This window comes from Neisseria sp. Ec49-e6-T10 (genome assembly GCF_051132615.1).
Lineage (GTDB): Bacteria > Pseudomonadota > Gammaproteobacteria > Burkholderiales > Neisseriaceae.
The window spans coordinates 2,694,139-2,709,746 of the sequence record NZ_CP152375.1; the positions used below are offsets into that span (position 1 = coordinate 2,694,139).

At 36.6% G+C, this 15,608-nt stretch carries 6 protein-coding genes; 3 read left to right on the forward strand and 3 right to left on the reverse strand.

From position 1 onward, the window contains the following. The first annotated feature begins 181 nt into the window (after window positions 1-181). The gene (locus tag AADH04_RS13525) at window positions 182-3,079 is read left to right on the forward strand and encodes a pilus assembly protein (RefSeq protein WP_434777798.1); all 2,898 of its coding nucleotides are present in this window, start codon (window positions 182-184) and stop codon (window positions 3,077-3,079) included. A gap of 71 nt (window positions 3,080-3,150) precedes the next feature. Here AADH04_RS13525 and recB read toward each other — a convergent pair whose 3' ends face one another. Both recB and recC read right to left on the reverse strand, forming a co-directional pair. After that, window positions 3,151-6,666 (reverse strand): exodeoxyribonuclease V subunit beta, encoded by a 3,516-nt coding sequence (recB, locus tag AADH04_RS13530; RefSeq protein ID WP_434777799.1) that lies wholly within the window; start codon window positions 6,664-6,666, stop codon window positions 3,151-3,153. Next, window positions 6,663-9,887: an exodeoxyribonuclease V subunit gamma gene (recC, locus tag AADH04_RS13535; protein WP_434777800.1), complete on the reverse strand. Its 3,225-nt coding sequence runs from the start codon at window positions 9,885-9,887 to the stop codon at window positions 6,663-6,665. Before recC ends, recB begins: the two co-directional genes overlap by 4 nt. A gap of 325 nt (window positions 9,888-10,212) precedes the next feature. On the opposite strand from recC, the gene AADH04_RS13540 reads away from it, so the two are divergent. Together AADH04_RS13540 and AADH04_RS13545 are read left to right on the forward strand one after the other, a co-directional pair. Further along, the gene (locus AADH04_RS13540; RefSeq protein ID WP_434777801.1) at window positions 10,213-10,806 is read left to right on the forward strand and encodes a TMEM175 family protein; all 594 of its coding nucleotides are present in this window, start codon (window positions 10,213-10,215) and stop codon (window positions 10,804-10,806) included. Between the two features lie 65 nt (window positions 10,807-10,871). After that, entirely contained in the window at window positions 10,872-12,755 is a 1,884-nt protein-coding gene (locus tag AADH04_RS13545) for a potassium transporter Kup (protein ID WP_434777802.1), read from the forward strand. Window positions 12,756-12,801: 46 nt separating this feature from the next. On the opposite strand, the gene glnE is transcribed toward AADH04_RS13545, so the two are convergent. Next, window positions 12,802-15,480, reverse strand: coding sequence for a bifunctional [glutamate--ammonia ligase]-adenylyl-L-tyrosine phosphorylase/[glutamate--ammonia-ligase] adenylyltransferase (gene glnE, locus AADH04_RS13550; protein WP_434777803.1), 2,679 nt, complete (start codon window positions 15,478-15,480; stop codon window positions 12,802-12,804). Between the last annotated feature and the right edge of the window lie 128 nt (window positions 15,481-15,608).

Here is a 15,608-nt window from a genome sequence, read left to right on the forward strand (position 1 = left end):
ATTTGAAAATATTTAATTTATATTTTTATATATCTTTATACCTCTTATCCTTTTAGCTTCACCATTAATCTTTTTTTTTGAATGAAACCCTATTTTTTTATTATGCTAAGGTTATTATATAGATAGTGTTTTATTTATAGTGTTTTTGATTTTTATAAATAACTAAAGATGGGTGAAAAAGATGGAGCAACAATTCTTTTTGAAACGTTTAGCATTATTAACATCAGTTATATTTTTATCTTCTGGTCATTCTTTTGGAAAAACAGACTATGAAACACCATTTTTCCCCGTTCCAGGTTATCTTGCTTCTAAGTCAGAAGGGGTAAAGCCCAATGTCATGTTGTTTCTAGATAATTCTTTGAGTATGAATTGGAGAGTAGAGGTTGACGATGGCGACCTAATTTATAATTGCAAATACCCAGATAATTGCCGTATGACTATTGCAAAAGATGCTATTGCTGATCTGGTGAGTTCAAATCCAGATTTAGTTCGCTGGGGGTTTACTACCTTTATGCCAAAAGATTTTGTTGCGGTTAATGATAATAATGCCTCAAATGTTATTTCTACTTTGAATGCAGTAATTACAGAGGGTGGTGGGACGCCAACAATGCCTATATTTTATCAATTGACCCGTTATTTTCAGGGGTTAAAACCAACTACTTCTTCAAATTCAACTGTTCAGAGTAAGTATGGTAATTGGGGGGCTAGTTCATATCCAAACCGTTATAATGCGGTCTCTCCTATTGAGTATAGGTGTCAAAAGAACTTTATTATTGTGGTATCTGATGGAGATGCAAATGCTGCTTTGCATGCAAATGAACGAAATGGGGATAGCTTATTTAAAGATTTAGGCAATACGAACTTGTCTTTACCTGAATATGCTGAAAGAGCATTTAGTGCTGATTTTAAAACGACAGGGACAGACAAAGAAGGGGGCTCATGGCAAGATCCTAATTTTCCCTTGCAAAATATTATTACTTATACCATTGGTTTTTCTAAAGGAGCTGAAGGTGCAGCTGTTAATTTAAAAGAGGCTGCGGATGTAGGTGGTGGAGTTTACTATCCAGCCACAGACTCAGCTAAATTGGTTTCTTCTTTGCAAGACGCTTTAAGCAGTATTGCTGCCATGAATAGAGCGGGTAGCCCCCCAGCTTATACGAGCGACGATACCCAAACACCAGGAGAGCCTATTTCAGTTAAATATAATTCAAGTAACTGGAGTGCAGAGGTTTTTTCTTATGGTTTAACGGCAGATGGTGAAATTGATACAACAAAGAAAAAATCAGTTTCTTTTTCGACTGGGACAGATCGTAATATCTGGTTTAAATCTAAAGGTGCTGGGCAGGTTGTTAGTCTTCAAACAACCAATACAAATGATGTAGCCAGTACTTTTGGGGTGGCCAATCCTGAGGCAACAAATTTAATTAAGTGGCTACAAGGTACAACAGTATCAGGTAAACGCACACCAGTTATGATGGGGGATGTGATTAACAGCAATATTTCTGTTACCCAGACGCCAAATAAATTATTTTCTGTTGGCAGTAATGGTGGAACCATACATGTGTTTAAACGAGATGCATCAGGTTATAAAGAGACTTTTGTTTATATGCCTAGTTTGACATTGCGTCAAAAAGATAAGGCTACTATTGGACAAGTGATCCCAAAACTGATGGAAGAAAGTTATGGAAAAGGCAATAATGAGCATCGTTATTTGGTAGATGGTGGTTCATTTTACCGTGGTATGACAGGAGGTTCTGCTGGCACAGATTTCCATTTAGTTGTTGGCAGTACTGGTCGAGGGGGGGCAGGTATTTATGCCTTAGATATGGCGCAAATTGCACAAACAGGTGGTAATGCGGATTCGATATTGTATGACTTTACTAATGGTGCCAATACTTCTGCTTCTGGTGGCAATGCGGATTTGGCTAATTTAGGCTATACCGTTGGTACGCCAGTGATTGCTAAAGTGAATGATGGTGGCGCAGAAAAATGGATCACCATTATTGCCAGCGGTTATTATTCAACAAAAATAAATCAGACTAATTCAGGAGATGCAACAGGAACACCTACGCTTTATTTATTGAATATGAAAACAGGGCAAAAGTGGCAAAATATGAATGCCAAAGATGGTAAAGGGTTATCCAGCCCGACAGTAGTTGATATTGATAATGACGGATTTGCAGATTATGTTTATGCAGGTGATTTAAAAGGTGATTTATATCGTTTTGATTTAAGTAAGGCAGGTTCTGGTTCAGGGGTGACTCGAGTATTTAAGGGGGACAGTGATAAACCCATTACCTCTGCTCCAGCAATATTCCATAAAGATGGTCAATTGATGGTTGTGTTTGGTACAGGTAGTTTATTAACAGAGGATGATAATACGGATAAACAGCAGCAGTCTTTTTATGGCATTATTGATGACTTATCTATTGCTGATTTGGATATTCAAGATAAAGAGGACGATTTGGTTACGCAAGAGTTTAAGGAGGATAGTTCTGGTAACCGAACCCTTTCTTCTAAGAGTATAGGAGATAAAAAAGGTTGGAAAATAGATTTAAGCTCAGGCACAGGGGAGCGGGTTGTTTATCAGCCAATGGTGTCAGGGCATACGGTTTATTTTACAACCCAAATTGTGAATCCTCCTGCTAGTGATAAATTATGCGATGTTGCCAGTGGCGGTGGGTATTTAATGAGCGTGGATGCACAAACGGGCGGACACCCTAAAGCGGATAATAGCCATTTTGCAGCGACAGCAGGTAGTAAGGACTATTTTGCGGGTTTAAAAACATCAGGTACACCATCAGCGGTAAGCAGTAAATTAAGCGTTAGATTAAATCAAAATGGTGTAAATGGTTATGGGCAGCTTATTGCCGGTCGTATGGATAAGACAAGATCTTTAGATAAAGATCCTTGGTATGCAACAGGTCAACAGGGCTCAGACAAAGAAGGCATGTATGATGGTCAGTCTTCGATCATCGTTGAAACAGAAAATGGCCCTTTAGTGATACAAACCGAGTTACCCAAATATAAGTCAACAGGTGGTTTAAGTCGAAGATTAAGCTGGCGTGTGGTCAGTTGATTTTTGTGATGTGAGAATAAGACGGCTATTTAGATAATAGCCGTCTTTGGTTTATATTAAAAATTATTCCATCAGACGGTAAACAAATCATAATTATGCTGCCCAATCATGTATTCAATTAAGTCCAATTGTTTTTGATTAAAATCCCATGACCAAATGCCATCATTACTTTGTGTATGTAAACCACGTAAAAACAAAAAGCGAATGTAGATGTTGGGTGGACTGATATTGCGTTTTTTTAAATAACGATAAGTGGCAATAACATATAAGAGTGCTTGTAAATAATAATGGTGTTCGGCCATCGCTTCATTCAAGACAGAAGAATGATAGCATTGGTAGGTGCCACCTAGATAATTGGATTTATAGTCGATTATATAGATATTGCCTTGATCGTCTTGTGTGATTAAATCAATAAAACCATGACAAAAGCCATTTAATTCGTTAAAAGACAGCAAATTTGCTGCCTGAATAATGTTTTTAGGCAAGTTAAATTCAGGTTGCTTGATGATTTTTTTTAATTTTTCTGGTGTAAATTGATTGATGGTAAAGGTAAACCCCATTTCTGCCAATCTTGTGGTGGCGCGACTTTGTGCCAAAGAAAAAGAAGGTGATAATTGTGCTGTGACAGTATTTTGAATAATAGTTGATACAACCTCATACCAGTTTGAATCAAGATGATACTCTTGCAGTGTTTGTCTGATAAGTTTTTCATGATTAATTGAATTGGTAAAATCATACTGTTCCAAAATAGCATGTAAACATAAACCTGTTTGGGCACCTTTGGATAGATTAAAAGGCGTTTGATTTAAAAGTGGCTCATCTGGTTCGGCTGTGTCTAATTTAGTCAGTAATTCTATGGGTTCTGGTAAGGGCTGATCTGCAAACACATCACTTTTGGTAAACGTACTTAGGGTACTGAAACTGGAAAGTTTAGGCCCTTGTTTGATTATGCCAGTAAAGTGTCGAGCTTGGTACACAATATCAGCTTGGGTTGTGGGTGAAAATATGGTTTGTGCTACTGGTTCTTTCAATAGTGTTACTTGATGCTGGCGTGCAAATTGTATGGTTTTATCTGTTAATTCAAACGCTGTTGGTGCATTCATTAAATAGGCAATAGCTGTTTGCTCAACTTTATTAACAGCACCTAAAGTTATAATCAATTGTTCTTGGGCTCGAGTTAAGGCAACATAAAGTAAGCGTAGTTGTTCTGACAACTCTTCTTTTTCAAGTAAATTAAGGGTTTCTTCTGTTAATTGTTCTTTACTGATTAAATGATTTTGTCCATCTTGGTGGAGGTTAACCAGTTCTTGAACAAAATGGTTTTTGCTGTCCCAAATGAAAGGGCAGTAAACAATGGGGTATTGTAGGCCTTTAGCGCTATGTATGGTGATGATTTTGACTAAATGCTCATCGTTTTCTAAGCGCAATTGAGTTGCTTCTGTTTTTGAACCTTTTTGCGCACTCAAAATCTGATTATTAAGCCATTGTGTTTGGGCGTGTAGTGTAAACTGATGTTTTTCTTCTTGGGCAATGAGTTCTGTAATTTGAGACAGGTTGGTTAAACTTCTTTCGTTTCGTTGGCTTAATAAATGCCCTGTAATATTAAAGGTTTCACAAAAATTCTGATAAGCTGCAAGTATGCCTTTATTTTGCCAGAGTTCTTGATAAAGAAACATTTTTTCAATAAAAAAAGAAGTTTTTTCATCATCGTGATTAAACGTAAAAATTTGCTCAGCGTTATATTGAAACAAGAGACTACTTAAGAGCAAACGAATGGTGCTTAAGTTTTTAGGATTAAGCCAGCTTTTTAATAAAACCAAAATAGCTTGCGCTTCCTGTGTGTTGAATACCGAATCTTGGCTTAGGCTCACGCTGTCAATTTGTCGTTTTTTTAATTCTTGGCTAATGAGTTTACCTTGATTATGGGTGCTCACTAGAACAGCAATATTGTGCGCTTGTAAGGGTTGATTTTGATAAAGCAGTTTGTTTTCATTGGCTAAATTTAATTGAATAGCAATCCTGTTGGCACAGTTTTGGGCCGCTTGTGTACGAGCGGCTTCTTTTGTTAATAATTGATTTTCTGGTTCACTGTGTAACCATTGAATAGATAGTCCTGATTGTATTGGCGTTAAGTCACTTTGGTGACGATTAGCTGCTATTTGAGTGTATTGAATTTGTGGGAGTACAAAAGGGGCGCTATGTTGTGCAAATAAAGCAGATATTTGTGTGAGTAAATTTTGATGTGTTCTGTAGTTTATATCTAAAGTGTAGTGATTATCTGCTTCTTGGCTGGCTTGCAGGTAAGCAAAGATATCGGCTCCTCTGAATTTATAAATCGCTTGTTTCGGGTCTCCCACTAAGAATAATGCTTGGGCCGCTTGTACAAAAATTTTACTGAAGATTGCATATTGAATAGGGTCTGTATCTTGAAACTCATCAATCAGTGCAATTGGCCATTTTTGTGCCAGTGTTTTGGGTAAAAAATGATTTTGAGGTAAGGATAATGCTTGGTAAAGCTCCAACAGTAAATCATCAAAGCGTCTTTGTTTATGTGCTTGATTAAATTCAACCAGTTTTTGGTTTAAAAAGCGATACAATTTAAATTTTAAAATGCTCAGCTCATTTTGTTCCGCTTGCTCTAAGTGTGCTAGATAAGTACATAGGTGTTCAAAAATGGTAAAGTCAGTCAGTTTTTCTAATGGGAGTTCTTTTCCTTTTTTACAGTTTGCTTGTAGATTCTTGACGATGAGTTTGTCTAATAAAGGTAAGTAAGTAAGGAGTATAGAGGCATTTTTGTCTGCAATGGCAAGATGCAAGCATTCAAAAAGTTTTGTGTAGCTGTTTTTATTGTATTTTATACCGTTTAAACAGTCTTCTTTAATTGCCCAAAAGATGTGTTCAATGTGTTGTAGCTGGCTTTCTTGAAAGCTTTGCCAAAAAGAGTCTAAATTGTCTTGTGCTTCAGACAAGGTGCTTTTAGGTATTTGTAGCATTAAATAAGGTTTATTTAAATTGGGTTTGATGCCATTGAGCAGCTGTTCAGGTGTAATATTATTTTTGAAAACCAATTTTGCCCATAAGCAGTGATGTGCAATGTGTTCTCGCCAAAAGTCCCCATTAAGCATATGAAGAGTTTGTTCTTCTTCATGAACCAATTCAATATCAAAAGGCGAGCCAGAATGAAAAGCATATTCTTGTAAAACACGCTGACAAAAACCATGAATTGTATAAATAGCTGCTTTGTCAAAGTGATTTAATGCTGCTTGTAACCTTAAAATTTGTTCTTTCTTAGGGTATGAAGCTTGTTTGAAAAGTGCTACTAAAAAGGCATCTTCTGGTGGATTTGTTGCTTGAATATAATTGAGTGCTTCACTTAAACGATTACGTAAACGAGTTTTTAGCTCAGCTGTTGCTGCTCGTGTATAAGTGACTACCAAAATTTGCTCTACAGTTAATTTTTCACAGACAATTAACCGCAAAAATAAAGCAGCAATACTCCATGTTTTGCCTGTTCCTGCAGAAGCTTCAATCAGGTTTGTGCCCTTTATGGGTACACGAAGTGGGTTAAAAGGCTGTGCTTGTTTCATGATTCGTCTTGTTGCTTAAGGGATAAAATAGGTAGGAGTAATTGTTCTATCATTGTCCAAAATAAGTCGTCATTCAACGGATCAATACCACTAAATACCAGTAAATTTTCCGCCTCCTTTCCTTGCCCTTTGCTTAGGTGATTACCAAAATAAATATTTGAGGCTTCTTTCATGGCCGTTTGTTGTGCTTTATCTATGGTAGCTTTTTTATTCAGTGCTTTAAGGTAGGCTTGTGCCGTTTTTAATGAAGTACGTGCAAAAAAAGGTAATGGAAATTGTTGACCTATCATAAAAAATGCCACCCATTTATTCAATAATTCTGTTGCTTGTTGTTGTGATAATTCTGGGTAAGTTATTTGATTCTCAGTAGAGAAAAAAATACTTTGTTTTTGTTTTACACCTATTGGTTGTACAGCACAAAGTAAAATATGGTTTAAAATAAAATGAATATGAGAGGGGGTATTTATCACACCACTGTTTATCCAAATTTGTCCTTGTGGATAAAGTTGATCGATGGTGCCAGATAAGATGAGTTTATCCAATACCAGCTTAAAATTAAATGGTGTTAATGCCGGTTGTGCTAAAATTTCAGGCACTTGTATGTGATTGATTAATGTTGTTTCACATTGAGTATAAAGTTGTCCTAATTGGCCTATAGGTAATTGATTTTGTGCCATTAATAATTGATTTGCTTGATAAAGTGGTTGTTGCTGTAATTTGGCCTGTAATAAACTATGGCGAATAACACCTAATTGTTGAGCTGTCATGATAAAAGGTTCATCAGACTCTTGCGTTTCTTCTAAATATAAAGGTGCAGTACCCAATGTGTTTTTTAACCAGTAACGCGTTGGGTTACGCCAAAACTGTGTAAACTGTGGCCATGAAAGAGCTGATTGATTGCTATTGTTTTGTAGTGGTCGTGTTTGATCAAAAAAAACAGAAGATTCTTTTCCCTGTTGATTTAATGCCTCAGCCAATTGACCTTGATAACTGAATAATTGATCATTTTCTTTTGTAAAATAATGGTGTGAAAATGCATGTAAAGGATGTTGCGTGATCAGGCAGTTGGATAGTGTTTCTTGATTTAAACCAGTCATGCTTGTAATGGTGTCCAGTAATTCATTGACCAGTGTAGACGGTGGTAATGTTTCATCTGTTTTGATGTTTTTGCCAATATAGGAAATATACAGTTTTTGGCGGGCACTGAGGATTGCCTCTAAAAAGAGGTACCTGTCATCATTGCGACGAGAACGGTCAGCTGCAATAGGGTGTTTGTTGATTAGATCGAAACTTATTGCCTTTTCATCACGCGGATAATCAGTATCGTTCAGGCCAATCAAGCAGAGTATTTTAAAAGGTAAACTGCGCATGGGAACCATACTGCCAAAAGTGACACCTCCTTTTAAAAAATTATGGTCGTTTTTGACACTTAAATGGCGTTGAATATATTGTTTAATAACTTCTAAAGAAAATTCTTGTTGATATTTTGCCAGTGAAGTATTTTGTTCTAAGCTAAAAAATATTTGCTCCAAATGGTTAGCTGCAATCGTATCTGCAGGTTCTAACTCGAAAAATAGCTCAAATACATGATGCAATCTTTCTACCCATGTATGTGCATCACAGGGTGTTTGCCAGAGTTTATATTGTTCTGCTAGTGCGTGTACCAGTGAGATAAATTGTCCTAATATTTGGGCATGTTCAAAACTAAGCTGACTTGGTGCTGTTTGTGCCCACAAAGCAGGTGCTTGAAACTGTTGAACATCGTTTGGCAGTAATAATCCTAAGCTTAGCCTTAATAGACCTTGTTCCCAAGTAAAAGCTGTGCTGTTGTCACCAAATTTTTCTCTCATTTGGCTGTCTATGGCCCAGTGAATATTCATTTGTTCAATATGAAAATGAATAATTTGGATATCTTGTTCTGATAAATTAAATTTTTTGGCAATAGGGTGGATATCCAATAAATTTAATATGCGTTCTACCTCAAAACGACTGTCCAGTATATCCAATAGATGATTAAAGCTGGATAAAAGAGGGTGCATTGAACCTAATTCTGTATCTGTAATGCTAAAGGGAATACTGATGGTTTGAGGCGTATCGGTTTGACCTGAAAATATACTTTGAATAAATGGTGTATAAGCATCGATATTCGGGGTTAAAACCGCAATATCATTGGGTAATAGGGTCGGGTCTTCTTCTAAAAATGACAAAATTTGATCTTTAAGCACTTGTAGTTCGCGCACAGTACTGTGGGTACTGTGAATTTGAATACTTTTATCTTGTGTACTTAAAGAAAAACCTGATAGATGTAATGTCAATAGGTCATTTTGTAATTGAGCAAGCAAGGTCGCTTCTGGATTTTTAACGAAAAACTGTTTTTCGGTATTGGGGATATCATTTAGCGCATCAAAAAAATCTCTTCCTTGTTTGCCTAATGATGCTAAAAGTGGATGGCCACTTAAGTTCAGTTGTTGGAATGCTTCTGGTTGTTTGATAATCTGGGCCGCTTCAATTAGGTCACCCCAGTATTCTTGGCAAGGATTCAGCGTAAAAATAAAGACATTTGTGTATTTTGCTAGATGATTCAATAGATCCAAATACATAGGTGCCAATGCAGCCACACCAAATACAGTAATACGTTCTGGCAATTGTGTTTGGGGTAACTGTTCCAGTAAAGCTTTCCATAAAGCAACTCTATGTGGCGTATCTTCTTGTTTGGTCAGTTGCTGCCATAATGCTTGTTGCCAAGATTCATCTTCTCCTAAAGAACATAGTTGACCTTTTTCCCATGATTCAATCCAGTTTGGGCGGTAAACCAAATATTGATCGAATAATTGAGCTATTTTATGGGCTAACTCAAATTGGGCGCTTTGTCCTAATTGCACATAGTGTTGCAATGCGGTGGCGTGTTTGATTTGTTCTTTGTTCAGTAAGGCGAAAATACGCCAGCTCATGACATCAATGCTGTAAATATTCTCTTCAGGCAAAGTGCCAAGAGCACGTTTCATCAATTGCCACGTAAAACTGGCGGGCAGTACAAAAGACATATTGGCACAAATACCTTGTGTTTTGGCTAAATATAGGTTTAAAAAACGACCCATACCATGACTTTGTACCCAAACGACTTCCTGTGCAAACCCATTTTCTAAAGGGATTTGTTCTGTCATTGCAGAGAAAATTTGAGCCAACTGTTCTAGCTGGTTTGAGTGATAAAGGTAAAGCATTATTTTAATAAGCAGCACAAAGACAATATTTAATAGCTATCATAGCAAATATTTGTGAGCGCCGTTGTTATTTGCAATGGAAAACCGATAAATATACAGCATCAGAAAATATATTTATTTAAATTTTATGAAAAATGAAAGGGTTAATTGTTTTATTACTCTAAAGCTTTCCTAAAGCCAGAAGGGTGCTAGAAGATTTATTTGGGGTGGCGTATAATTCAAAAAAGACATTTTAGATTTTATATAAATTTCTTAAAAAACATATGGTTATGTTTAAGTGATTAAAGGCTTAAAACAGTATATTTTATATTGAAGGACACTTAAAATGTTTGGGAAAAATAGACTAGAAGCCTTTAGTGATGGGGTGTTGGCTATTATTATTACCATTATGGTTTTAGAGTTAAAAGCACCACATCAGGCTGATATTGCCTCGATTGTTGATTTAACTCCTAAATTTTTAAGCTATGTTTTAAGCTTTATTTATGTTGGATTGTATTGGAATAATCATCACCATATGTTTCATATGGTGCAAAAAGTGACTGGTAAAATACTATGGGCCAATACACATTTATTATTTTGGTTATCGTTGATTCCCTTTAGTACCAGCTGGATGGGAGAAACACATTTTTCTTTTATGGCAACCATCATTTATGGTGTTGTGCTACTTATGTCTGCAATTGCTTATTTTATATTGCAGCATATCATTATTCAATCTCAAGGAAAACAATCTAAATTAAAAGCCGTTGTTGGCAAAGATATGAAGGGAAAAATATCGGTTATTTTATATTTATGTGGTCTTGCTTTTGGAATTTTAAATCCATATATGGCGATTGCGTTTTATGCATCGGTAGCAGTTTTATGGTTTATTCCCGATAAAAGAATAGAAAGAGCTGCACAGTTATCTGAACAAGAAACGTGATTGTATTTTGTTTATTGTGCGTAAATGATTAAATTTGATTGTATATTTGTATTAGGTCTAGGTGTATGAATAATAATAGTAATGCCGCGACAAATAATAATTCGTTGCGTGCGCTGACCATCGCTGCCATTGGGGTTGTGTATGGTGATATTGGAACAAGCCCTCTTTATACATTAAGAGAATGTTTTGAAGCAGAGCATTTGGATGTGACTCAAGGTAATGTTTATGGTTTTTTATCCCTGATTTTTTGGGCTATTTTACTGGTTGTAACACTTAAATATGTTATTTTTGTAATGCAAGCTGATAATAAAGGTGAGGGTGGTATTGTGGTGCTTATGCAAGAAGCGAGGCGTTTCTTGCGTGGGAAAGCTTCTTGGATTGTCATGATGCTCGGATTAATTGGTGCCGCGCTATTTTACGGTGATGCCATTATTACACCCGCGGTCTCCGTTTTATCTGCTGCTGAAGGGCTGGCTGTATTAAATAGCAGTTTTGAGCCTTTTATCATACCAATTGCCATGTCTGTATTATTTGTTTTGTTTTTGGTACAGCGCTTTGGCACACAAAGTGTAGGTACGTTATTCGGCCCTATCATGGTTGTTTGGTTTATCTGCCTTGCTTTGCTGGGGGGAATTCATATTATTGAGAATCCAACAGTATTTATGGCCATTAATCCTTATTATGCCGTTGCTTTTATTGCTAATCATGGTTGGAGCGTATTTTTAGGGCTGGGAGCCGTTGTTTTGGCTTTAACAGGTGCTGAGGCTTTGTATGCAGATATGGGGCACTTTGGTAAAAAACCTATTCGTTTTGCGTGGTTTTCCTTGATATTACCCAGTTTGTGCCTCAATTATTTTGGTCAGGGTGCTTTGTTATTGAGCAATCCTGAGAGTATTAAAAACCCATTTTTTCTGTTGGCGCCAAGTTGGGGTTTGTTGCCGCTGATTATTTTAGCCACCATTGCAACCGTTATCGCTAGTCAGGCAGTTATTTCTGGTGCCTACTCTATTACTCGACAGTTGATACAGTTAAGTTTTTCTCCACGCATGAAAATTGTCCATACCAGTGCAGAGGAAATTGGGCAAATTTATGTACCAACAGTCAATTGGTCTTTATTGTTTGCGGTGTTATTGGTGATTGGTTTGTTTAAATCCTCTACCAATCTAGCCGCGGCTTATGGTATTGCTGTCACTGCGACAATGGTGATTACATCTTTATTGTTTTTTGTGGTCATGGTCAAAAATTGGCGTTGGCCCGTATGGGTTGCGGCCAGTTTGACTGGGTTGTTTTTATGCTTTGACTTAGTTTTGTTTATCGCTAATTTATTGAAGTTGGCGCATGGGGGATGGTTGCCCGTTTTAATTGCTGTCAGTATTTTGTTTATGTTCTTAACATGGATGAAGGGACGCAAAATAATGAATCAGCAAATGGTAGAAAAAACCATAAAACTACAAGACTTTATTGCCAATTTAGAAGCTTTCCCGCCGCAAATAGTCAATGGTTCTGCCATATTTTTAAATTCAGAGCCTGATAGTGTGCCGCCAGCATTACTTCATAATTTAAAACACAATAAAATACTGCATGAAAGAGTGGCTTTTTTAACCGTTCATACTCAGGATGAAGCATTTGTAGACAGTGAACAACGTTTGTCTTTAGAGCGATTATCAGAACATTTTTATCGATTAGATGTGTACTATGGTTATCAAGAAATACCTGATATTAAAGATATTTTAAAATTATCACAAATGAAGGGTTTATCTTTTGACCTCATGGATACATCATTCTTTTTATCGTATGAAAGTATTTCATCTGCTTCCAGCTATAAACACATGAATGGTTTAAGAGGCGCAATATTTTTATGGTTGAATAAAAATAGTGCTCGAAGTACAGACTTTTTTCAGATTCCAGCAAACCGAGTGGTAGAATTGGGTACGCAAATAGAAATTTAAATGTATTCGATATGAAATAAGCCAGCTTAATTGCTGGCTTATTTGTTTAAATTTCTTGATGAAAAACCTGTTGCCAGAGTTTTTTTACCACAGCATATTGTGCCAGTAAATCATCGTTGACTGTTTCAAGGCGAATATCCCGCAAGTTTGCGGTGTGTTGAATTTTGCGATAAGCACGATAAGCAATACGGGTTTGCTCGGCAAGATCCGACTCAATTAATCCACAGCCAGCAGCCATGGCAAGTAAAGCAATATTGCCATAATTTTGCGTTAAAATAGGGTGCGTTGCCGCATGTTTTAAAATCAGATACTGCACCAAAAATTCGACATCGACAACACCTCCTCTGGCGTATTTTACATTGGTTAATTGCGGTGGGTGTGTTTCCGTAATTCTGTCTCTCATGATCAGTATTTCATCATGTAGATGTTCTGTATCTTTAGGCGAAGTCAGGATATTTTTTCTTAACTCTTCAAATGCAATACCTATATTTTCATCTCCACAAATAAAGCGAGCTCGAGTCAATGCCTGATGTTCCCACACCCATGCTTCATTTTTTTGATAGTAAGTAAATGACTCTAAAGAAGATACCATGAGTCCAGCATCACCATTTGGCCGCAAGCGAAGATCAACAGAATAAAGATTGCCTGCGCCACTGGTGCTTGATAACCATGTATTTAAACGTCGGGTAAAACGCGTATACGTTTCTACTGCATCTGGGTGGGGGTCATCATAAATAAAGACCAAGTCAAGATCAGAGGCATAGCTCATTTCTTTACCACCTAATTTGCCATAAGCAATTATAGCCAGTTTGGGTTCTTCACAATGCTTGTTTTTTAACCCTTTCCAGACTTGTTCAAAAGCAGCTTGAATAATGGTGGTTGCCAATAAACTTAATTCATCAGATAAAAATTCCAATTGCCACGCATTATTTAAATCTTGCACCGCTAATTTAAATACTTGGGCATGTTGAAAATGACGGAGTGTATCCATTTTTGCCTCAACATCACCTTTAGGGTGAGCGTTGAGTGTTTCTTTTAACTCTTTTGCCAGTTCTACCCAATCAGGTTTTTGTTGTATCAGGCGAATATCAAGTAATTCATCTAATAAAATTGGGTGGCGCATTAAATAATTACTCACCCAGCTACTGGCGGCAAAAATATTGGTTAATGGTGCCAATGTTTCTGGATGTTCACACAAAAGTGCCAAATAAGAGGAGCGACGGCTGATGTTCTCTAAAAAATCCAAAAAGCGAATCAATGCCGTATTAGCATGATCAGACTTACTGGTGGTTTGTAAGATCAGTGGAATGAGTTTATCAAATAGTGTTTGAGCATGTGTCGATAAATGAATATATTTGCTGCTTTGTTTTAAGCTTTTTAAACGTAATTGTATTTGTACACCATCAAATCCAAGTTGGTTTAATGTGTTGATGGTTAATGGGGTATCTTCTGTGTCTGTCCAAAGTGTATTGAGTGGATGTGTGTCTTCTGATGTCTTATTTTGTGATAAAGTGGCATCAAAAGCAGTTTTGATAATGTTTTGGTGTATCGATAACGTGTTTAAAAATTGTTCATAGCTTTCAAAACCCATGCTATGAGCAATTTTTTCTTGATGTTCTGTTTGGGTTGGTAATGTCTGGGTTTGTTGATCATCAAAATATTGTAAACGGTGTTCTAAATGGCGTAAGAATTGATAAGCAGTCAATAAGCTATTTTTTTGATCTTCTGTTAAATAATGCAAGCGTGCCAACTCTTGTAGTGTTTCTTGTGTTCCACGTAGTTGCAACGATTTGTTTTTTCCTCCCCAAATTAATTGGAATATTTGGGTAACAAACTCAGCTTCTCTTATTCCACCTGAACCTAGTTTGATATTATTTTCTTTGTTTTTTCGGGTGACTTCTAATCTAATTTGTTGATGCAAATCTCGCATGGCTTCATAAGCATTAAAGTCTAAATATTTTCGATAAACAAAAGGGCGTACAAGTTCAGTGATATTATGTGTACCTCTTGTAATTACGCGTGCTTTAATCCATGCATAACGTTCCCATTCGCGTCCTTGACTGATGAGATATTGTTCTAATCCCGTTTCACTGATGACTAAGGGGCCAGAGTCTCCATTAGGGCGAAGACGCATATCTACTCGAAAAACCTGTCCATCTGACGTAATGTCATCTAAAAGGGCAATTAATTTTTGCCCAACTTTTAGGAAAAATTCGTGGTTTGTTATTGTTTTTTCGCCATTGGTTTGACCCGATTCTGGGTAGGTGAAAATCAAATCAATATCACTGGATACATTCAATTCAAAACCGCCTAATTTACCCATTGCAATGACTGTTAGACTTTGCGGTGTATGACTGTCTTCACCTATGGGTTGTCCATATTGTTTTTCATATTGTTGTTGGGCAAAATTAAGTGCTGTATTTACAGCAAAATCAGCAAAAAGACTGATGGTTTGTGTGACTTCAAATAAATTAGCCTGTTGGTTTAGATCTCTGATTAAAATATGGCTAAACACATATTGGCGCAGAATACGCAGCTCTTTTTTTAGCTCTTCTTCATTTAAGTTAGCCCATAAACATGATTGCTCAAAATCCTCTGTTGTCAAATGTCTGGATAAGCTAAGAGATAACTTTGTTGTAAAGTCCGGTTGAGCAGTGAGTGTTCTTTGCAAATAATGTGAAAAATTTAATGCATTTTCCAAGTCAGCTAGTCTATTTACTGGCATAATAATGTGTTCCCAACACTTAAAGAGGATTATATGAAATTAGTTTTAGTAAACTTAGGTAAAATACATTTATTGTGTTGTGCATAAGTTAATATAATCCATTTTTAATCTGGCTTTATGTGATCAGT